This window comes from Serratia sp. BNK-4 (assembly GCF_048685115.1).
In the GTDB taxonomy this organism is placed as follows: Bacteria; Pseudomonadota; Gammaproteobacteria; order Enterobacterales; family Enterobacteriaceae; genus Serratia; species Serratia bockelmannii.
Window position 1 is genome coordinate 1780154 of the sequence record NZ_JBLQTM010000001.1, and the last position, 19243, is coordinate 1799396.

Annotated in this window: 22 protein-coding genes and 4 pseudogenes; 20 read left to right on the plus strand and 6 right to left on the minus strand. The window is 47.8% G+C overall.

What is annotated here, in order from left to right; genetic code table 11:
* Window positions 1-15: 15 nt before the first annotated feature.
* A complete protein-coding gene (rluE, locus tag ACMGGW_RS08585) occupies window positions 16-642 on the minus strand; it encodes a 23S rRNA pseudouridine(2457) synthase RluE (protein WP_025302528.1) in 627 nt (208 codons plus the stop codon).
* A gap of 131 nt (window positions 643-773) precedes the next feature.
* Here rluE and icd point away from each other — a divergent pair, with 131 nt between their 5' ends.
* The 3 genes from icd (at window position 774) to ACMGGW_RS08600 (ending at window position 4734) form a co-directional block, all read left to right on the plus strand.
* Window positions 774-2027, plus strand: a complete 1254-nt coding sequence (gene icd / locus ACMGGW_RS08590) for an NADP-dependent isocitrate dehydrogenase (protein WP_015377612.1) — start codon at window positions 774-776, stop codon at window positions 2025-2027.
* A 210-nt stretch (window positions 2028-2237) separates the two neighbouring features.
* On the plus strand, window positions 2238-3134 hold the full coding sequence (locus ACMGGW_RS08595; RefSeq protein WP_197832654.1) for an HNH endonuclease: 897 nt from the start codon (window positions 2238-2240) through the stop codon (window positions 3132-3134).
* 196 nt (window positions 3135-3330) lie between these two features.
* A complete protein-coding gene (locus ACMGGW_RS08600) occupies window positions 3331-4734 on the plus strand; it encodes a HEPN domain-containing protein (protein ID WP_197832655.1) in 1404 nt (467 codons plus the stop codon).
* Between the two features lie 247 nt (window positions 4735-4981).
* Here ACMGGW_RS08600 and ACMGGW_RS08605 read toward each other — a convergent pair whose 3' ends face one another.
* The 4 genes and pseudogenes from ACMGGW_RS08605 to ACMGGW_RS08620 form a co-directional block, all read right to left on the minus strand.
* Window positions 4982-6109, minus strand: a complete 1128-nt coding sequence (locus ACMGGW_RS08605; protein WP_414483417.1) for a site-specific integrase — start codon at window positions 6107-6109, stop codon at window positions 4982-4984.
* Window positions 6090-6335 (minus strand): excisionase, encoded by a 246-nt coding sequence (locus tag ACMGGW_RS08610; RefSeq protein WP_017892513.1) that lies wholly within the window; start codon window positions 6333-6335, stop codon window positions 6090-6092. Before ACMGGW_RS08610 ends, ACMGGW_RS08605 begins: the two co-directional genes overlap by 20 nt.
* Before the next feature lie 182 nt (window positions 6336-6517).
* A complete protein-coding gene (locus ACMGGW_RS08615; RefSeq protein WP_414483416.1) occupies window positions 6518-7015 on the minus strand; it encodes a hypothetical protein in 498 nt (165 codons plus the stop codon).
* Window positions 6999-7547, minus strand: a pseudogene (locus ACMGGW_RS08620) (chromosome partitioning protein ParB); the annotation flags it as partial. The gene ACMGGW_RS08615 and the pseudogene ACMGGW_RS08620, both read right to left, overlap by 17 nt.
* Window positions 7548-7550: 3 nt before the next feature.
* Here ACMGGW_RS08620 and ACMGGW_RS08625 point away from each other — a divergent pair.
* Together ACMGGW_RS08625 and ACMGGW_RS08630 are read left to right on the plus strand one after the other, a co-directional pair.
* Complete coding sequence (locus tag ACMGGW_RS08625; RefSeq protein ID WP_414483415.1) at window positions 7551-7745, plus strand: hypothetical protein; 195 nt, start codon at window positions 7551-7553, stop codon at window positions 7743-7745.
* Window positions 7742-8104, plus strand: coding sequence for an antiterminator Q family protein (locus tag ACMGGW_RS08630; RefSeq protein WP_414483414.1), 363 nt, complete (start codon window positions 7742-7744; stop codon window positions 8102-8104). Before ACMGGW_RS08625 ends, ACMGGW_RS08630 begins: the two co-directional genes overlap by 4 nt.
* A gap of 14 nt (window positions 8105-8118) precedes the next feature.
* On the opposite strand, the gene ACMGGW_RS08635 is transcribed toward ACMGGW_RS08630, so the two are convergent.
* A complete protein-coding gene (locus tag ACMGGW_RS08635) occupies window positions 8119-9129 on the minus strand; it encodes a hypothetical protein (protein ID WP_414483413.1) in 1011 nt (336 codons plus the stop codon).
* A gap of 381 nt (window positions 9130-9510) precedes the next feature.
* Here ACMGGW_RS08635 and ACMGGW_RS08640 point away from each other — a divergent pair, with 381 nt between their 5' ends.
* From ACMGGW_RS08640 to ACMGGW_RS08710, 15 genes and pseudogenes are all read left to right on the plus strand, one after another.
* A complete protein-coding gene (locus tag ACMGGW_RS08640; RefSeq protein ID WP_414483412.1) occupies window positions 9511-9942 on the plus strand; it encodes a hypothetical protein in 432 nt (143 codons plus the stop codon).
* A 90-nt stretch (window positions 9943-10032) separates the two neighbouring features.
* Window positions 10033-10380, plus strand: a complete 348-nt coding sequence (locus ACMGGW_RS08645; protein ID WP_414483411.1) for a phage holin, lambda family — start codon at window positions 10033-10035, stop codon at window positions 10378-10380.
* The gene (locus ACMGGW_RS08650; protein ID WP_414483410.1) at window positions 10367-10807 is read left to right on the plus strand and encodes a lysozyme; all 441 of its coding nucleotides are present in this window, start codon (window positions 10367-10369) and stop codon (window positions 10805-10807) included. The genes ACMGGW_RS08645 and ACMGGW_RS08650 overlap by 14 nt, the downstream gene beginning before the upstream one ends.
* The gene (locus ACMGGW_RS08655; RefSeq protein WP_414483409.1) at window positions 10804-11184 is read left to right on the plus strand and encodes a hypothetical protein; all 381 of its coding nucleotides are present in this window, start codon (window positions 10804-10806) and stop codon (window positions 11182-11184) included. Before ACMGGW_RS08650 ends, ACMGGW_RS08655 begins: the two co-directional genes overlap by 4 nt.
* Window positions 11075-11350, plus strand: a complete 276-nt coding sequence (gene lysC / locus ACMGGW_RS08660) for an Rz1-like lysis system protein LysC (RefSeq protein WP_420279322.1) — start codon at window positions 11075-11077, stop codon at window positions 11348-11350. The genes ACMGGW_RS08655 and lysC overlap by 110 nt, the downstream gene beginning before the upstream one ends.
* Window positions 11351-12526: 1176 nt before the next feature.
* A pseudogene (locus ACMGGW_RS08665) lies at window positions 12527-13336 on the plus strand (tail protein (tape measure)); the annotation flags it as partial.
* A gap of 57 nt (window positions 13337-13393) precedes the next feature.
* Entirely contained in the window at window positions 13394-13912 is a 519-nt protein-coding gene (locus ACMGGW_RS08670; RefSeq protein WP_197832650.1) for a hypothetical protein, read from the plus strand.
* A gap of 43 nt (window positions 13913-13955) precedes the next feature.
* The gene (locus ACMGGW_RS08675) at window positions 13956-14423 is read left to right on the plus strand and encodes a hypothetical protein (RefSeq protein WP_063990957.1); all 468 of its coding nucleotides are present in this window, start codon (window positions 13956-13958) and stop codon (window positions 14421-14423) included.
* The gene (locus ACMGGW_RS08680) at window positions 14424-14666 is read left to right on the plus strand and encodes a hypothetical protein (RefSeq protein WP_414483408.1); all 243 of its coding nucleotides are present in this window, start codon (window positions 14424-14426) and stop codon (window positions 14664-14666) included.
* Between the two features lie 72 nt (window positions 14667-14738).
* Window positions 14739-14894 carry a hypothetical protein gene (locus ACMGGW_RS08685; RefSeq protein ID WP_414483407.1) on the plus strand — a complete coding sequence of 52 codons (156 nt, stop codon included), beginning with the start codon at window positions 14739-14741 and terminating at the stop codon, window positions 14892-14894.
* Window positions 14887-15318, plus strand: a complete 432-nt coding sequence (locus tag ACMGGW_RS08690; RefSeq protein WP_414483406.1) for an NlpC/P60 family protein — start codon at window positions 14887-14889, stop codon at window positions 15316-15318. Before ACMGGW_RS08685 ends, ACMGGW_RS08690 begins: the two co-directional genes overlap by 8 nt.
* Window positions 15266-17455: a host specificity factor TipJ family phage tail protein gene (locus ACMGGW_RS08695; RefSeq protein WP_197832651.1), complete on the plus strand. Its 2190-nt coding sequence runs from the start codon at window positions 15266-15268 to the stop codon at window positions 17453-17455. The genes ACMGGW_RS08690 and ACMGGW_RS08695 overlap by 53 nt, the downstream gene beginning before the upstream one ends.
* A pseudogene (locus ACMGGW_RS08700) lies at window positions 17374-17691 on the plus strand (DUF4113 domain-containing protein); the annotation flags it as partial. The gene ACMGGW_RS08695 and the pseudogene ACMGGW_RS08700, both read left to right, overlap by 82 nt.
* A 213-nt stretch (window positions 17692-17904) precedes the next feature.
* On the plus strand, window positions 17905-18654 hold the full coding sequence (locus ACMGGW_RS08705) for a hypothetical protein (RefSeq protein ID WP_420279324.1): 750 nt from the start codon (window positions 17905-17907) through the stop codon (window positions 18652-18654).
* A 340-nt stretch (window positions 18655-18994) separates the two neighbouring features.
* Window positions 18995-19156: pseudogene (locus tag ACMGGW_RS08710) on the plus strand (isocitrate/isopropylmalate family dehydrogenase); the annotation flags it as partial.
* Window positions 19157-19243 lie beyond the last annotated feature (87 nt).

Genomic DNA, 19243 nt, shown 5'->3' on the forward strand with positions numbered 1-19243 from the left:
CCATCAGTTATCGGTCTACAGGGAATCGATGCTTTTCCATTCACCAGGCTGCAGTGAACCCAGCGAAAGATTACCCATACTGTAGCGAATCAGGCGCAGGGTAGGGAACCCGATATGCGCCGTCATGCGACGCACCTGGCGGTTTCGCCCTTCGAACAGGGTGATTTTCAGCCAACTGGTGGGGATGGATTTACGCTCGCGGATCGGCGGGTTGCGCGGCCATAGCCACTGAGGCTCGGCCACCAACTCAACACCGGCGGGTAGCGTCGGGCCGTCTTTCAGCGTGACGCCGCTGCGCAATGGCGCCAGATCGCTCTCCTGCGGCGTGCCCTCGACCTGCACATAATAGATTTTGCCGGTGCGCTTGCCCGGCTGGGTGAGCTGCGCCTGCAGCTGTCCGTCGTTGGTCAGCACCAGCAGCCCTTCGCTATCGCGATCCAGACGCCCGGCGGCGTAAACGTCGGGGAAGGGGATGTACTCTTTCAGCGTGGCGCGGCCGGCTTCATCGGTGAACTGCGGCAGCACGTCGAAGGGCTTGTTGAATAACACAATTCGACGCGGCCCCTTCGGCGCGGCGGGTTTGGCGGCATTCGGCTTGCTGAATCGTTTAACGTTGTGATTTCTAACAGAGAATTTTTTCATAACAGTTGAGATTACGGATGATAAGCGCATTATAACCGAATCCGTTTCGGATTGGCGCGGACCGAATATTCAAGTAGTATCTACACGCATCTTACAAAGCATTAACAAAATTGCGCTTGAAGGAGAGGTTGATGGAAAGCAAAGTAGTTGTTCCGGCAGAAGGTAAAAAAATCACGGTTGACGCCCAGGGTAAACTGGTTGTTCCTCATAACCCGATCATCCCGTTCATCGAAGGCGACGGCATTGGCGTTGACGTGACTCCTGCCATGATCCACGTGGTTGATGCGGCCGTTAAAAAGGCTTACCACGGCGAACGTAAAATCTCCTGGATGGAAATCTACACCGGCGAAAAATCTACCCACGTTTACGGTAAAGACGTGTGGCTGCCGGACGAAACTCTGGACCTGATCCGCGACTACCGCGTCGCCATCAAAGGCCCCCTGACCACCCCGGTCGGCGGCGGCATCCGTTCTCTGAACGTGGCCCTGCGCCAGCAGCTGGACCTGTACGTGTGCCTGCGCCCGGTGCGTTACTACCAGGGCACTCCAAGCCCGGTGAAACAGCCTGAGCTGACCGACATGGTGATCTTCCGCGAAAACGCCGAAGACATCTACGCCGGCATCGAGTGGAAAGCCGGCTCCGCCGAAGCGGACAAAGTGATCAAATTCCTGCGCGACGAAATGGGCGTGAAGAAAATCCGCTTCCCAGAGCAGTGCGGTATCGGCGTGAAGCCATGCTCCGAAGAAGGGACCAAGCGTCTGGTGCGTGCGGCGATCGAATACGCCATCACCAACGACCGCGACTCCGTGACCCTGGTTCACAAAGGCAACATCATGAAGTTCACCGAAGGTGCCTTCAAGGATTGGGGCTATGAGCTGGCGCGCGAAGAGTTCGGCGGCGAGCTGATCGACGGCGGCCCATGGCTGAAGATCAAGAACCCGAACACCGGCAAAGAGATCGTGGTTAAAGACGTGATCGCCGACGCCTTCCTGCAGCAAATCCTGCTGCGCCCGGCGGAATACGACGTGATCGCCTGTATGAACCTGAACGGCGACTACATCTCCGACGCCCTGGCGGCCCAGGTTGGCGGCATCGGTATCGCGCCGGGCGCCAACATCGGCTCCGACTGCGCGCTGTTCGAAGCGACTCACGGCACCGCGCCGAAGTACGCCGGCCAGGACAAAGTGAACCCAGGCTCCATCATCCTGTCCGCAGAGATGATGTTGCGTCACATGGGCTGGTTCGAAGCGGCTGACCTGATTGTTAAAGGCATGGAAGGCGCTATCGCAGCCAAGACCGTGACCTACGACTTCGAACGCCTGATGGAAGGCGCTAAACTGCTGAAATGTTCAGAGTTTGGCGACGCTATCGTTAAACACATGTAATGGTGTTTTAGCGTTAAATGATAACGGGAGCCTGATGGTTCCCGTTTTTTATTATTCAAACTGCAACGGTTATCAAAACTCGGCCATTTTGGCGCTTTAGAGCGTATAGATCTAAAGGTTGAGCTGCGTCTAAACTTTGCAATGAAATGGACGATAAACTACCTGCAGCCGCATTTTTTTGCATGAGATAAAATTCTACAAGGAGTGTTAATGAGCTTTTTCTGGGTGAATATTGGTAGCAGTTTTAATGAGGTTAAAGAACAAAATTTCCTCTGGGCTCCACAATATGGGGTGAATAAGAATGGGAAAATGTTTAACCCTACTTCTTGGGAAACAGTGAAAGATGTAAAAGCGGGAGACATCATCTTCTGTAACAAGGACAGAGAAATTGTCTACATAGCAACTGCCGCATCCGATGCTAAACCAGCACCGCGGCCTCAAAATCGATCTTTTGATAAGTGGGAGCGTGAGGGCACTCGAGTAGATGTCGATTTGACTGTTTTGGAGCACCCGATCGATGTTTCGCTATTTAGTGAGATATTTATAGCAAAGTTCAATGAACAGAGTGAGCCAAGTGTTTTTGCAGAGAACGGTTTTTGCACACAAACATATATGTGTAAAATACCTGAGGTCGCAGCAAAAATGATAGCAAGTTTCATTAACGACAACATTTCAATAGATTTCAGAAATGAAAGCTTAAAAGTTAAAGAGCCAACGGGAAGAACGAAAGAAGTGATCGTTCAAGCTCGTGTCGGTCACGGACCATATCGAGATAAATTATTTAAGAAGTGGGGCGGAAAATGTGCGGTAACTGGTGTTGCTGTTGAGTCAATATTAACAGCTTCCCACATAGTGGCTTGGTCTATTTGTGATGAGATAGAAAAAGTAGATCCTTTCAACGGGTTGCCACTTATCCCGAATTTGGATAAATTGTTCGATAGAGGTATGATCAGTTTCACGGATTGCGGTAATTTAATATATCGTGAAGGTTTGGAACAATTACTGAACGATCTGGGAGTTCCTCTAAATTCAAAGTTAAAAATGGTTTTTGAAGGGAATGTAAAGTACTTGAAACGGCATCGAATTATTTTTGGCTTGGAAAACTAATATTTAACTATAAAACCGCACATAACGCATCGCATATAATTTATATAGGATTTAAATTTATTTTAAAGGAAGGGTTTGGTGCTATAGGGAAAATAAATAATTCGTGGTCGGTTTGGAATGGTATTTATAAGTTTAAAAATTAGGCATTCACATTACAGTTTGTTTATTAGAATGATGTTGGATATGAGAGGGTGAGATGAGAATTAAAAATGATATTATATGCGACGGTCTTTTTTGGTTGCCAGAAAATGAAGATAAAAAAATACCAGGAACAATTTTTATTAAAGAGAACGAAAAAATATACCTTGAGTTAAAAGGGATATTTAAAGAAGAACTAGGTGATTCTTCAGAATCAGAGTTTGGAGTGATTTTTGGATATGTGGAAAAACTAAATTCAATAACACTGAGTAATAGTTTTTATATCAATACAAATTTAAATTTTGGCGGTTATGGTACTAGCAGTGCAAAGTTATTAGTAAATCAAGTATATTCTGGTGCATTTTTAGCAAGTCCAGATGAGTGTTTATTTGATTCGATAACATTTAGCTGTGACCACCTAGATGATTGGATTGGCATCTCTGGAATAGATGTTAAAAGAGCTAAAGGTGATGAGCCTCATGCAATTTATTATAAAGCCCCTGAAAATATATTAATTAAGTTAGGTGATCGTATCAATCTATCTGTAATTTTTTCTTATGGGATGTCCGGTTTTAAATCTATTACCGAAGCTAAATTTACTCAAAATACTTATTTAAAATTGAACTCGGAAGTTCCTTTGAAGATTTCAGAGTTTGAAAGTTTAGCTTATAAGATTGTGAAATTTATTTCTTTGGGAGTCGGTTGTCCGTTAGTTTTGTCGGAACTCACTGGTAAGTTGTCCGATAATACAGTAGGTGAAAGTGTAAGCTTTTATCCAGAAAGTAATCAGATTAAAATATTCTATCAGAGTGCTGTTTATTGTGATAAAAAGAATATTCTATTAAATGAAATGAACTTTAATTTTGATAGGGTTCATTGTGATATCTCAGCCTATATTAACTCTTGGATTAATATATATGATAGACTGAAGCCGGCTGTAGAGCTATATTTCTCTTCGTTTTCGGGGCGGAGTCCCTTAGTCGAAGCGAGATTTCTATCTCTTGCTCAAGGGCTTGAAACGTTTCACCGTAGGATTAGTGATGAAAAATATATCGACGAGGAAAAATTTCATGAGTTAGTTGGTGATATATTAAAGCATTGTCCAGAGGAGCATATTAAGTGGTTGGATGGGAGGCTGAAGCATGGGAATGAAATTAATTTAAACACACGCTTGTTAAGACTCGTATCACAGTTTGGTTCAATTGTTGGAGACGAAAAAACCATAAATAAATTGACGAGGAAAATAACAACGACAAGAAATTATAAGACGCACTATAGTGATAGTAATGAGAAGGCTGCTTTGTCTGGGATTAAATTATATAAAATGGTGATCTTTATGGAGTGTCTTTTCATGCTTCTCTTTTTTAAAGAAATTGGTTTTAATAACGAACTCATCGAAAAAATATGTTCAATGAGAAATGGTTTATTGTCTAGGAATTTAAAATATGCACTTTCAGAATAAGTCGCGTAGGTACTGCTGAGTGTTTTGAGTTACTATTTCACATGGAGTGTAACACAGGTTCCCCATGTGAAATAAATGGGGAGTGTTATTCTGACGCAATGCGGCTAGGTTCTAATTCGACAAGTGCTTTTGCATTGAAAATCATGGTGTGCATAATTTCAGTAAAGTGTTATTTGAATTATTTATGGGTTGGTGATGTATTATTAAGTAAATGTAGGTTTAATTAACAGTTAAGGAACACGTAAACCTAGCAACTCAGTTTGATCCACTCTTTTCCTCTGTCATCATGATAGCGATCCGTCTGAAATTGCGTTTTGTGTCCAAGAAGTATCTGCGTGTTTATACCTTGAGACTTATATAATCTTTCAGCTAGTGAACGTTGCTCATGAAACGTTGCCGGTGTGCCGTCACCCCAATCAATATCAGTTTTATCCCTGGCTTTGCTAAAGTTGGTTGTCAGTGTATTTCCTGGCACTTTTGCACCACGTTGGGCCATTGATGTCGAATGGAAGTATTGAACAAGATATTTACTGACAGCATAATCTCGGCATCGTGAGATAACCTCGCGTAAACTTGTGTTCAAAGCACCACATCGAAGAGAAAGAGGTAATGCCAACTTTGCACCAGTTTTCTCCTGAGTAACATGTAAGTGATCATCCCAGATATCGCTGAATTTCATTGATGAGATGTCACCTAAGCGCTGTCCTGTAACTACGGCCAATAGCATCGCATTGCCCATGTACCGATGCTGTTTATCAGCAATATCGAAAATCTTCTGCCACTCCTCTAAATTCAAGCGCTGCCTCGTGATCTTCCTGCGAGGTTGCTTCGTTGCAAGCGCGGGATTGTAGCCAGACGGAACCTCACCAACATGTTGAGCCTCTTTAAACACATCGATCAGCACTGAGCGAACAACCTGGCCCATACGTGGCTGTCCGGCACCTGTGTAATCGTCTAGCAACGAAGCGATATCTTTGGCATCAACCTCGGGCAAGGATTTCATTGCAAATTTTTGGCGTAGAAGGTCCACAGGCTTACGTTTTTGTTTAAACGTATTGGGTTTGATATCACCGGTGCTCAGGCGTTCCTCCTGTATTTTCCAATAGCGGTCGAGCCAGGTACTAACAGTTATATCCTTACCCTTAATTTGTGCCACTCGATCGCTAAGAGCCAGGATCTGCCGGCTACGTTGCTCCGCTAGTCGGCTATTGGCTTCGATCGCAATCTCACGAGCTTCCCGCTCATTGTCACCAAGAGCGTGGTACTTCCCTGTAACCGGATGCCGGTATCGCCAGTAGACCTTATTGGCCTTGCGGCTAAATAGGGGATACAGGTTAGGAATATCAACATTGTTCTTACGCGGTCGGGCTGCCATCGTTCAATATCCTTCGAAGCTTCGGATTGTCGTTGTGCTTTATGACCGGAGTGGTGAGTGGGCCAACTAGCTCAGCATCTTCTCGCACGCGCCATAACTTGCCTTCTTTACGTGCGGGCGGGGCGAAGTGGCCCTCTTTAGCGCAACGCCGCAAGGTATTAAGAGAGGGCGGTTTGCTGCGGTATCGCTCCGCAGCCCATTCTTCAAGTGTCAACATCTGTAACATTAAGTACCTCCACACATCACCCGCCGCATTCGGGCATTAACTCAATCGTGACATGTCACACACTCTTAATTTGGTTTCATGCCATCCGTAGGGTTGCCAGCACGCATAGTTTTCAAGGAAATAACAATCTAGTGGGGCTCCTGGTTGCTTCATTTCATTTGCTGGCATCACTGGGTGCTCTTTCATTTTGCCTCCCGCAGCTCTGCAGCAAATGAGCGGGCCAGTCCCGCGTAAGCGCCAGGTGCAGTGTTGTCTGGCTTGACCGAGCACAAAGCCATGGCAGTTTTATGAAGGTCATCAGCAAACTTTTCCACTCCACGCGCTTCGATAGCTGCAAGAGCGGCGGAGGTGGATGGGATTTCAATATTGCGAGCTCTGTCGATTTCGAATCCAGCTGGTTCACCTTCGGTATAGGCCGAGACGATAAGGTCAACCGATGACTTCAGTGCCGCATTCTCCACAGCCAGCGCATTAACTCGAACAGTCAGTTCTTTGATGGTTTCAGCCATTGTCAGCTTTACCTGCAGCGTTTGGGCGTTGATCTGCCTGCTGCTGGCGAGTTCTGACACCAAAGCTTCATACTCGGAGAATTTAACGAATTCACCGTGCTCTGCTTCGCGTGCAAACGGCGCAAAGCGCGCCGCATGCATGACGTAATCAGGGTTATATCTCTGAACCATCGGGATTCTCCTTGCTGTTGGTGGAGCGGTATTCATCGAGAATGGCGAGCACATCAAGCTGAGTGCCGGCGGGAAGGATGTAAGCGGTTTGGCCGTCGATTTCGCGGACTTCGGCCTGAGCCAAGAGCGTGACGAGCTTGCAGGACTTTGGCGCACTAAATTGGGGCGCGATAAAGGATTTTGTGACCTTCTTCTTGCCCGCGGCTTTGGCCTTTTCGACGTCACCAGCCAGCACCTTTCCGGCTTGCTCGCCATGCTCTTTCACTCGCTCAACAGCGGCATCAACGGCAACGGCGCCATCTTTGACAAGTGTCTGAACATCGTGATTTGCCTGGGTGAGGGCAAGCAGCTTATCGACTGTGGCGCGGCTCTTGCCGACCAGCGCGGCGATCTCATCTGGTGACAGGTTGAAGCCTGCGAGCTCTTTTACCACCTGCGATTGCTCGTATGGGGTAAGCGCCAGCTGGCTATTACTATTCATGATGCGCGCTATGCGCTCCACGTCGCTACCAGTGAACGGTAGGATGGCTATCGCATGAAAGAAGTAACCATAACACGCCAGCAGTACCGGAACGTCTGCGACGCGCTGCTGAACACAGCCAATCTGAACGAGCAGTTTTTGCTGCTCTCAACCGCTGACAAGCGATCGGAAAGAGTTCATCGCCAAGCCAGCAAGCTATTACAAAAAATTCGCCAGCAACTTCAGGAAGCCGTGGGAGAAAAAGCATGAGAGATATGTACGAAATCTTGGAGCGCTGGGGCGTGTGGGCGCGTGAGGACAGTGGTATCGATTACTCACCAATTGCAGCTGGATTCAAAGGGTTGCTGCCGCCTACATCGAGCGGAAAGCTATCATGCTGCGATGACGATGGATTGGTGATAGACGGTTGCGTTAGCAGGCTAAAGAAGTATAAACCTGAAGAGCATGACCTTGTAATAGCACACCATGTTTATGGCATATCCCTACGCAAGATAGCTAGAAAGCGCAAGTGCTCAGATGGAACCATTAGGAAGGAAATGCAGACAGTCGAGGGATTTATTGGCGGCTGCCTGGCGATGCTCGATGTTAGTTTAACTATGGATATATAAATATTAGAGCCCGATTACTCGGGCTTTTCTTCAACATCACGAACATACAAAATAATGGCAGATTTTATTTCACCATCGACATGTTTAGCATTGATACTTAAGTGGACAGGTTTTCGTTCCCACTCAGCTCTTACTAAGGCATCTTTATTTCCCGACTCATCCAAAAACACATCTTGGACTAAGCAGGTTAGACGTTGATTTGTATGTATATTTCTGGCTTTTACTTTAAATGCTTCAGGATCAGTATTGTTAACTTCTTCTATGCGATAAACGCCGTCTATCCGCATTTCTGTAGACCTTCTTCGAGCATTAGTAGTCAGTTCTTTTGCCATTTCGGCATCTAGAGTGATACCGTCAATCTCAGCAACGTCTGCGCGGACAAAGGATTTAACCATTTCAGTTTTAGCGTCATGAGACATCCTTTCCATGTTATCCAGAAGAGGCGTTTTGTTAATGAATTTAGTCAATAACTCCATCCGCTTGGTTTCTTCTTGAGACATAGACTGCATGGTTTTCAAGTGTTCCTTATCACCATCCTTACTGATCTCAGAAAGCCGTACTTCTTTTCTGTTGTCGAGAAAACGTCTAAATATGGAGACGCCGCCCCATATCAAGGCTGCGCCCAGTAAAGTTACCATGATCTCCTGAGGACTCATTTTTCCGACTAACTCCTGACCAAGCTTGGTCAAAAAACCATCTATATCTACATTGAAAACCGACGACCCTTTTTCAACTTTGACTTTTATTTCAAGATCTTCACGCTCGTCTTTTGTCAGCCTACGGGGGTCGGGCACTCCATATTTAGCTAAAGCGAAAGATTTGTTGATCTGAGCCTGCATCTCGATAAAACCCTTCATAACTGAAGGTGTGATGCTCTGCTGGAAATTTTCGCCCTCTAACCTAAATGAAAGGCTAGGCCACCCATCAAATGATATGTGCTCAGGAAGCGGATAGCCAGAAAGATAGTTCTCGATGAGTGCAAAAGCCTCTTCTTCCGAGTTGATTAAAAGCTCAGCATTAGCCAAAGATACATCCTCAAATTCAGTAAGATTAGCTGCGTCTGTGGTGTCAGTTTTGACAGGGCCAACATCGCACCTTTCTTTTTATTGCTGTGTGTTTCAAAACATAAACGAAAATTAAGCAAAAATCATTAACGCGTACGCAAAAGTTGTTGTAACGTGATAAGAGTGGTTACGCAGTGACGTAGCTTATCAACTTTCAAAACCTCGCTTCGGCGGGGTTTTCTCGTTTTCAGCCCCAGCCAACGGGCGACACACACGGCACCCTCTTACCGGCATCGTTTACGGCTGGTGGCTGATATCTCACAGGATGACCTGTAAAACCCTATATCAACACCGAGTAATGTGCCAAAATACTGAATTGATTGAATAATAGAGAAACATTACGTGATTAATAGGCTTTTATTTGTTTTACTTGCAATTACTTCTGTGAGTGGGTGTGTGCAGGAAAGTACAGAACAGCGTATCGCCAAAGCAAAGGCAAAATATGCAGCTGAGGCGGAGGAAAGTTATCGCGCTCCATCTGCTGAGAAGGAAAACATTAATCCGATGCTCAGGTTGGAGTGCAGCACGAAGGCTGGCACGAGAATTTCTGCGCTGATGCATGGAACATCGCAAACGGTGACTATAAGCGGAGCAGTATTCCGTTTCATTGACAGGGTGGATGCTACCGAAGGTGGGGAAAGCCTAGTATTCGGTAGAAAGGTCGACGGAGAGACAAGCTTGATATTTATTCAAATGGATAGTAACCCTGTTTTTTTGAACATCTACAATCCAAAAATCACATTGGAATTTGTGTGTAAACCTTTCAGAGAGTGATAGAGCCTCTCAATCATTCAGGGCTGTGCTAATGCACGGCCTTTTTTATTTTAAGTCTACAGCACAGCCCGATAAGCGGGAGGTGGAGTCATGAAGATGCCAAACAATCCTCACCACTGGGCAGAGCTCAGCGACATTCTTGCGGCCTGGTGGCGCGGTGACGTGCCGATTGGTGGCGTCATCATGGCCGTTGTTATGGCCGTTTTGCGGATGGCCTACTCAGGCAGCAGCTTGAGAGAGACGTTATTTGAGGGGCTGATGTGCGGGGCAGTCGCGCTGACGACTTACTCAGCCCTGGATTACTTCGACGTGCCGAAAGCCTTAACGGTTGGCATCGGCGGATTTATTGGCTTTGTCGGCGTGAAGAAGCTCAGCTCGTTTTTGTCCGGTTACGTGGGTAATCGCTTCGGCGGGGGCAATCAGAATGCAGATAAGTAAAGACGGAATTGAGCTGATTAAGCGCTTCGAAGGTCTGCGGTTGAAAGCCTATCAGGATTCGGTTGGCGTCTGGACGATCGGTTACGGATGGACACAGCCTGTTGACGGTAAAAAAGTCGGCCCCGGAATGCAGATTGATCAGGCGACTGCCGATCGGCTGCTGAAATGCGGCGTTGAGCATGTCGAGCAGGGCGTTAATCAACTGGTGAAGGTGAAAATCACCCAGGGCCAATTCGATGCGCTGGTGAGCTTTGCATATAACCTCGGCCTGCGGTCGCTGAGCACATCCACGCTGTTGCAAAAGCTGAACGCTGGCGACACTCAAGGCGCTGCCGACCAATTCGGTCGGTGGGTAAATGCTGGCGGTAAACGGCTTGATGGTCTGGTTGCACGCCGTGCAGCAGAGCGCGAGATGTTTTTGTCATGAACACCTCATTCAGCTTCCGCACGATGGCGATAGGCCTGTTGCTGGTGGCGCTGATTGTTGCCGGCAGACTGGCGTTCTGCTTTCACAGCAACGCAGTAAAGGCTGCGGAGCAGGTTAAGCAGCAGGAAAAGACGCTGGCGCAGCAGTCAGGACTGATCTCAACCCTGCAAGCACAAGACCGGAAGAACAGAGCCTTGGCTGCGGAGCAACAACAAAGAGAGCAGCAACTACGCCAGCGCGAAGAAACCTACCAGAGGAAATTGCGTGATGCACTTAAAGGCAGTAAATGTGGGATTAGTCCTATGCCTGCCGCTGTTGTTGAGCTCCTGCAGCAGAACGCCGCCGGCACCTCTGCAAATCGTCCTGTTACCCCCTGAATCAGTTTTCAAATCATGCGAGCGGCCAAATCTGGAAGGTGACACCTGGGGATACGCGGTTAGCTACACGCTGAGACTACAAACAGCGCTCGGCATCTGCGCTGGGCAGGTAGAAATACTTCAAAAGTGGAGGCAAGTTATCCACAATGGCGAACGCTTGAAGTAAAACGTATTTTAGATATTATCTAACTGTTAGCCCACGGAATGTTCTTAGGAGGTCATTTTGACCAAACTTTTGAACGTCCCCTTAAGCAACCGCTGATCGCGACATCAGGGTTCCTGAGCCAGGGGTAACAGAACCGAGAGGATAGTGAGCAGGGAGATCGGCCAAGGTGGGTAACCATCTTGAGAGCATTACCACCCGCGTCTGGGACGCTGGAGTCTTCCGCCTTGTTGGTCGCGCGATAGGGTTAATACATGAAAAGCCAAGGGGCTCAGGTGACGCTGCCATTCTCGAACCCCATGCTGGCCACGGTGTCAGTAGGGATAATTTGGAATGACGGTAATCCGCAATTAGCTTGGCCTGCCTTTCACCTACACCAACCGCCTACGGGCGGTTTTTTATTGCCTATCACAGAGCAGCTTTACGAGGCTGCTGCGTGATGAAGAATTCCCCCGACAAGGAGTGAGACGGTGAAGCCCTGCAGTAGGTGATCACGTCTTGGCAGCCGGAAAGACGGAAGTGGCGAGGCAACCCCGCGAGGTGTGGCTGATACTGCGATTTGATAGACGGGTGATTAACTGACTGGGAACAGGTATTGAGAGAAGTGAAGTGCGATTTTGGCCAATGCGGTTAGAAAGACAAAAGCGGATGATATGGCGACATAAAACTCAGGTGGATAGTTCATAAGGCCTCCTTGGCTAGTTGGAACGTGTAGTTGCTATAAGGGTAACTAATCAGGCTTAGCCGGATGGTTATGCTGATTATCTATTGTGTCGGCGATTAGAATCAGAAATGAATTTTAAAATCTGCTGCCCGGTAGCCTTGGGTAATTCTCGGGTTTCACGTAGCGCTTCCGGTTTTTGGCCGTTCAGACGGGTATTGCAGGCCGGGGCGCTTGCCGGTGATTGGGTCTTTCAGCGCCACCGTGGCGCGCCATTTACCGTTAAGGAAACGGGTGGAATGCCGACAGTCTACTCCGAGTAGACTCCGCGAGCGCCTGCAGCATTACCGCAGTTAGAGCCACAAGTTCCCAGGGCCAAACGACCCGCGCTATCAGCCATCTGCTGAGGCCAACGGCAAGAAATGACTGAACCCGCTCCGGCGGGTTTTTTATTGGAGCGAATATGGCAGGTCTGACACCAAAGCAAGAGGCTTTCTGTCAGGCATACATCGAAACCGGTAGCGCATGACCAGGCCTTAGCGTTGCGAACGGCTGCGGATCGCCAGTATGAGCAGCAAAGGACAGAGGCACAATGGCAGCTGTTGAGCCAGCAAAGCCTTGGTTACAACATGTTGACGAGCGCTGTTGATGCTTTCTCGGGTAATGCCTCAAACGCTATTACAGGGCTGCTTACCGGCACCATGTCAGCACAAGAGGCGATGCGGTCGCTTGGCAACACCATCCTGAACAGCGTGATAAACAGCATCGTTCAGGTGGGTGTGGAGGCGTTGAAAAACTACATTCTCGGCCAGACGCTTGGCGCCGCCTCCGTGGCGTCATCTGTGGGTATGGCTGCAACAACGGCTTCAGCCTGGGCGCCGGCGGCTGCAATGGCATCACTGGCAACTCTTGGCGCTAACGCAGCTCCAGCGGCAGCAGGGATAACCTCAACCGTGGGGTTGGCTGGTGGTCTTGCCCTGGCAGGCGCGCGCAAGAATGGCGGCCCAGTTTCCGCAGGAAGCATGTACAGGATTGGTGAGGGGGGAGTGCCGGAAGTGCTTCAGTCCAGCAATGGACGAAATTACCTCCTGCCTGGTGACAATGGCGGCAAGGTGATCAGCAACAAGGACATGCAAGGTGGTTGTGGGATTGTCGTTTACAACAACATTCAGAACTACAGCAGCGCGATGGTTGATTCACAGACCACGCAGAATCCTGATGGGTCATTGACGATAGAAACCATCATTGCTGACATTAACAGTGGCGGCCCGATAGACCAAGCTTTCACCCGCAATCATCACGCACCAAGAAAGGCGACCGATTCATAGTAGAATAGGTGAGCTATGGATTGACTGGTTGCAGCGAGATAACAGCAGAGGGAAATAATGGACGAAAAATTCAATGAGCTAATGGGGAATGGTTTTGGCTCTGATTTGTTTGCTAGATACTACAAAATGCTTGAAGAAGAAAGTGACAGAGGTGCAGTGCTTATTGCATCTGGCCTTTTTGAAGAGGCGCTTCAAGAGATAATCTCAAAACGTCTATTCCCGTCATTTACTAACAAAGATCCTCTATTTGGCAGTGAGGGAGCTCCGCTTTCAACTTTTGGAGCAAAAATTGAAATGGCCTATAGGTTGGGGGTTATAAACGATGGTATCAGGGAGTTATTAAACAAATTCAGAAAAATGAGAAATGAATTTGCTCACAATATATATAAGGCGTCGTTCACTGAAACTGATGTGAAAGATAGGTTGCGAGCAATCTTCAAATCAGCAGAGGAAGTTCACTCGGCGATTCTGGATAAATTTGACACCCCACCTACGCCAAGGCAAGAGTTTAACGTATTTTTCGCCAGTCAGATGATGGCTCTAAAGATACAGGCTGAGGTGGTTAAACCACTGTGACAACAACCCGCTTCGGCGGGTTTTTTATTACCGGGAGAAAACCGTGGCAATACCTTATCCCGACTGGCTATCACTTCCCCAGAAGGCCAACAAGAGCCGCACGATTGATGCCGGGTTCCGCACCGATCAGCCGGCAGTGGGCGCGCCTATTTTCCAGCGCCTGACAGATGACCTCAAAACCACCTGGTCGCTGACGTGGATTTTCACGCTGCAAGAAGATCGGGCATTCGAGCAGTGGTATCGCAGCCCTCGTTACCTGGATAACGGCAATCAGTGGTTCACGATGCTTTGCAATCTGGGCGGCTCTGGCCTGCAAATGCAGGAACTGCATTTCGTGGCGCCACCGGTTCAAACGAGCATTAACGGCAACACGACGACGTGGACGGCGAGCGTAATCACCCGGAAGGTCTACAACCCGGATGACGAGTTCTCAGACGTCATTGTTGAGCTGCCGCCGTATCAGTGGGGGATCATTGATGAAGTGGTCAACCGCGACATGCCGGAGTATTGAATGCCTACCTTACGAGAATTTCAGTCACAGCGGCCCAACCGGATCATCTACGACACGATGACATTCAGTCATCCGGCGTTTGGCGCTATTCGGCTGGTGGCAAAACAGATATACCCAAAGACGTTCGCCGGCCAGGTGTTTTCAGCTTGCCGGATGGAGGTCGCAGAGAGTCAGCAGAGCAGCACGCCGGTGATCAACTCAACGGTGAAATTCGGGCGCTTGGCACAGGACTTCAAGCAGTAGCTGAAGCTGTGGCGCGCGCACTCACGCATAACGCCTATCTCTGCCACGTATCAGCGTTTCGATGCGGCGGACATGAACACGCCGCTGAAGTCTTGGACGCTCTTTGTTAAAGACGCCTCTCTCGATGAGGCTGACGTAACGTGCTCACTCACGCTGCAGAACCCGCTAAACAACAACATCGGCTTTCTCTACAACACCACGGAATTTCCAGGGCTCGCCAATGCATAAACCTGACTTCATTCACGCCATGGAGGGTAAGCCATGGCGCGATCGAGCGTGCTCGTTCGACGCGGCTGATTGCTGGGGGCTGGTGGTGCTGTATTACCGGCATGTGCTCGGCATAGAGATACACCAAACGCCGGACTACGAAGCTGGCAGCGACTTCCTGACGTGTTTTTCCGGTGATGTCGTGTTCTGGCATCAGGCCGAGAAAGCGGCCGACAGTAGCATTTTTATCGCGTATTACGGCGGTCAGCCAGCCCACGTTGGTTTAGTCATCGATGGGCAAGCATTCCATAGCCGCGGCGAAGCGGGGCATGTGCGCTTTGACAAACTGCGGACGCTGGAGCGAGTTTTCACCAAATTGGAGTTTTACGACTATGCCGTTGATCGAAGTTCAGCGCGTGCCGGGGTTACCCAAAGAACGTCATAACCTTCCCGCCGGCAGCATGTTCTATCCCTGGCTTAAATCGGCCAACCTTCACTGTGATGTTGAAATTCTGCGTAACGGCGTAAAGCTGCAGCCCGATGATGAGTTGAATTTCCCGCTCAACGACGGCGACGTGATCAGCGTGTTCGACCAGCCGAAAAGCGGCACCATCGGTAAAGTGCTAAGTCCTATTTTCGCTCCGATCAAGTTTGTTCAAAAAATCCTGACGTCATTGCTCGGCCAGCCAAGCGCGGGCGTGGCGACAAGCAGCAACGCAAAGACATCACCTAATAACAGCCTGAAAGGGCAAACCAATATTGCGCGCGACGGCGAGGCTAAGCCTGACAACTACGGCCAAGTGCGCGCGTACCCTGACCTGATTCAGGAGTCGCTGTTCGAGTACGACAACAACATCAAGAAAGTCACAGAGTGGATGAACTTCGGGCTGGGCCGGTATGACGTCACGTCAGTGAGGTATTCAGAATCGAACCTCGGCGCACTGGCCGGCGCCTCATACCGCATCTACCAGCCAGGCGAGAACATCCCGCTGATCAATGAGGGGTTCGCTTTCGACGACATCGACGGTCAAGAGTTGCCGGGGCCGAACGAGAGCGGTGATTTTCCTGCAGAGACAGCGACAACAACCACCGACATGGTTTCGGGTGAATTCATCGCAGGTCAGGCACTCGTCAAAATTAAGCAAAATAGCGACTTTGATTACTTCTGTGACCTGTCTAAGCCTCATTCAGTGTCGTTCGTTGTCAACGTCACCTACAGCACAGTGTCAGGGCCGGTAACGCGAGATATTACTGTATATGCCGACCTGATAAGCGCAACAACAACTGACGATGGCGCGCCGGTAGATCCCCAGTATTTCTATAATTTTACATTCTCAAATCTGAGTGGCAGAGATATCAGTGAGATCCCTGCTGATGCAGTGGTTAACACGTCAATATTCACGATTAATGATAATGAACCATTAGTCATCGGCCCGTCATTTTCTCCCGTTTCTGGAGAGCAATTATGGGTACATCTGCAGGCACAGTTAGGGGATAAAGATTACGCATATTGCGACATCACATTTTGGAAAGTTGATGATGACAACGTGCAAATACCGGGAACTACGGAGACGCACAACCATGGGCTTGATAACTATTCTGGGTTGAGTGACACGAAGTATGGCTCGTTTAAATTTACGCCCGCTGCCGGCTATGGCCGGTATGCCGTCCAGTTTAAGAGGACGAACGGGAGCAATGATCACTCAATCCTGAAAGTCGAAGCGATTCATGTCGTCAGGACTCGTACCAACGTTGCTTACCCGAATGACACGCTAGTAACCGTCACTGTTACCGCTACAGAGAGGGCTACCAGCGCGCGTGAGCGAAAATATAACGCGCTAATCACCCGTCGAGTCATCAGCTATAACCTGGCTACACAGACAGTCGATTACACAGAAAGGCCGTCACGCTCGTTTGCAGACGCGGTATTGCACACCTGGCTAAAGGTGGGCGGTCAGCCAGAGTCGAGTATCGACATCTACGAGCTTTACTCTATCGCGGCATCGTTGCCGGATCAGCGCCTGGGCTATTTCGATTACACCTTCGATGACGAAGATATCTCGCTGGGCTCTCGGATTCAGACGATCTGTGATGCGGCGACGGTGACCGCATTTTGGGATGGCGGGGTGTTGTCTTTCACTCGTGATGAACGGAAGCCAAGTGCAACAACGGTTTTCAACCGCGCCAACATGAAAGCGGAGGATTACAGCCTTTCCTACGACATGACGCTACCCGGTGGTTTTGATGGGGTAGAGATCAAGTATCGAAACCCGGTCACGAATAAACAGGCATTCATCCGCTACAGGATCGTCGGTAACTCGATAGAGGAAGGTGAGCCGGTAAAGGCGAAGAAGTTCGACATGCTGTTTATCCGCAATTCGTTCCAGGCGCGGGATAGGGCATTGAAAGAAGTTCGCCGGCTGCTGTATTCACGCCAAACGATGGCTATCCGCGCGCTGGCCGATGGTGAATGGGTGAACGTCGGGCAGATGGTGCAGGTACCCGAGATATTATTGCCGCCGCGATGCGCTGTCTTGACGCGATTTGGCAATCCGGTCATCGGTATCAGAAAGGTGGAGTGATGCTGCAGGACTTTTTCAGCCAGGGCGTGGCCCAGCTTGGCCTATTCGATGAATATCAGCCACGGCACAACAGTGAACAACTGATGGGCGTGCTTGACCGTATCAATAATTCGGGCAGGGCCCAGCTATGGTTCGCTGGGCAAGGGGCACATCAGTCATGGTCGATGAAGCGTGAGCTACTATCACCGGCATATACAACACGGCTAAGTGATCTGCCACGCGCTCGGGTGTATTAAATCAGCAGGTGGTAGGTTAAGAATCAACATGTGATGTGACTTTTTTCTTTACAGTTGTATAATCGTTGTATTAGTGGTATCTGTTATTTTTGGCAATACTTCAATTTTTATGGACAGAGTGATTTGTCTTTTGCTAAGAGTGAAAAATATTACGCAAACCTTCCGCGTTAATGTGAATTTTTTATGAAAATGTGATTTAAAAAGGAGTGAAAAGTGAACGTGAGTTTAAATGGTAGTTTCCCGCTTTATTCCAACTTAAAGAATGTAAACAATGTGAATAGTGATTGTTTTCATCCATTTTTAACATTTGATCGACAGTTAACCACTTTAGCAAAGCAGCTTTCTATTCTTGATGGCTTGCAGAAAAAAGTAGAGTTCTCAGGCAAACAGTGGGATATAGATAATAATTATCGTGATGCATTATTAGACTTCGTTGAGTCAATGGATAAATTGTATGATATAGCATATTTGATAGTAAGAAACGTATCTAAAGTTGTTGCAGATAAATCTCTTGCAAACGCTATCGAGTGGGTTAAAAAAAATGAGAAAATAAAATATGAAAGGCTGAAAGGGGCAATCGATAAGGACCATAACTGGATTCGACTTACTGCGAATTTAAAAAAACATGATGATGTTCGTGTTGGTTTTTTAAATATGACCGCTCTTTCAGGTAAAGTTGTTTATGGCTTCTTTTTCGGGGTCATCAAGGATGGCGTTTTTACACCAAATTCGGTTGTTCATAAGAAATACAAGGGCGATATGACTGCTTTTTCTTATAATAGTTTCATTAGTAAGATAGTCCTGCATCTATTTAATATAATTAAACAGTTAAATAAGGCGTTATTTAATGGCGCACGGGGAAAAGATGCCAATGAATATCCATGTAGTAGCATAATGGAGATCATTCAAATTGCTTCCCGAGTAGATCATGTCTTTTTTCCGGATGAATATACAAAAAAATAATCATAATTCAGAAAAACAAAAGCTCTTATACATTAACCGAAAATAAGGTGAGTTATATTGACAAGATAGAATCAGTTGACCATATTATCATGTTAGAAAATCAAGGGCCGAATGGTCAAAGCTCGCCTTATCATTCTATGATATTCGGTAATTCTTATTAGGAAAAATAGGTTTGGTACTGTGCTAGGTCATGTCTGTACTAACTAGTTAGTTATCAAAACCTGATGTTGATACAGCAAATTCAATAAGTTACAAACTAACAAAACTAATCGATAGTAATACTAAGAATGGTTTTATTATCATAACAATCAGCATGTTAGTGCGTATCGTGCAAGCTAAGTTGCGCCACATGGGCTGGTTCGAAGCGGCTGACCTGATTGTTAAAGGCATGGAAGGCGCTATCGCCGCCAAGACCGTGACCTACGACTTCGAACGCCTGATGGAAGGCGCTAAACTGCTGAAATGTTCAGAGTTTGGCGACGCTATCGTTAAACACATGTAATGGTGTTTTAGCGTTAAATGATAACGGGAGCCTGATGGTTCCCGTTTTTTATTATTCAAACTGCAACGGTTATCAAAACTCGGCCAT

Excerpts from the sequence above, each read along its gene's own strand:
- ACMGGW_RS08690 (WP_414483406.1), top strand. The coding sequence starts at position 14,887 with ATGCATAAACCTGACTTCATTCACGCCATGGAGGGTAAGCCATGGCGC.
- ACMGGW_RS08670 (WP_197832650.1), top strand. The coding sequence starts at position 13,394 with ATGGACGAAAAATTCAATGAGCTAATGGGGAATGGTTTTGGCTCTGAT.
- ACMGGW_RS08655 (WP_414483409.1), top strand. The coding sequence starts at position 10,804 with ATGAACACCTCATTCAGCTTCCGCACGATGGCGATAGGCCTGTTGCTG.
- ACMGGW_RS08645 (WP_414483411.1), top strand. The coding sequence starts at position 10,033 with ATGAAGATGCCAAACAATCCTCACCACTGGGCAGAGCTCAGCGACATT.
- ACMGGW_RS08630 (WP_414483414.1), top strand. The coding sequence starts at position 7,742 with ATGAGAGATATGTACGAAATCTTGGAGCGCTGGGGCGTGTGGGCGCGT.
- ACMGGW_RS08650 (WP_414483410.1), top strand. The coding sequence starts at position 10,367 with ATGCAGATAAGTAAAGACGGAATTGAGCTGATTAAGCGCTTCGAAGGT.
- ACMGGW_RS08615 (WP_414483416.1), bottom strand. The coding sequence starts at position 7,015 with ATGGTTCAGAGATATAACCCTGATTACGTCATGCATGCGGCGCGCTTT.
- ACMGGW_RS08680 (WP_414483408.1), top strand. The coding sequence starts at position 14,424 with ATGCCTACCTTACGAGAATTTCAGTCACAGCGGCCCAACCGGATCATC.
- ACMGGW_RS08605 (WP_414483417.1), bottom strand. The coding sequence starts at position 6,109 with ATGGCAGCCCGACCGCGTAAGAACAATGTTGATATTCCTAACCTGTAT.
- icd (WP_015377612.1), top strand. The coding sequence starts at position 774 with ATGGAAAGCAAAGTAGTTGTTCCGGCAGAAGGTAAAAAAATCACGGTT.
- ACMGGW_RS08695 (WP_197832651.1), top strand. The coding sequence starts at position 15,266 with ATGCCGTTGATCGAAGTTCAGCGCGTGCCGGGGTTACCCAAAGAACGT.
- lysC (WP_420279322.1), top strand. The coding sequence starts at position 11,075 with ATGCACTTAAAGGCAGTAAATGTGGGATTAGTCCTATGCCTGCCGCTG.
- ACMGGW_RS08610 (WP_017892513.1), bottom strand. The coding sequence starts at position 6,335 with ATGTTACAGATGTTGACACTTGAAGAATGGGCTGCGGAGCGATACCGC.
- ACMGGW_RS08600 (WP_197832655.1), top strand. The coding sequence starts at position 3,331 with ATGAGAATTAAAAATGATATTATATGCGACGGTCTTTTTTGGTTGCCA.
- ACMGGW_RS08595 (WP_197832654.1), top strand. The coding sequence starts at position 2,238 with ATGAGCTTTTTCTGGGTGAATATTGGTAGCAGTTTTAATGAGGTTAAA.
- ACMGGW_RS08685 (WP_414483407.1), top strand. The coding sequence starts at position 14,739 with ATGAACACGCCGCTGAAGTCTTGGACGCTCTTTGTTAAAGACGCCTCT.
- ACMGGW_RS08625 (WP_414483415.1), top strand. The coding sequence starts at position 7,551 with ATGAAAGAAGTAACCATAACACGCCAGCAGTACCGGAACGTCTGCGAC.
- rluE (WP_025302528.1), bottom strand. The coding sequence starts at position 642 with ATGAAAAAATTCTCTGTTAGAAATCACAACGTTAAACGATTCAGCAAG.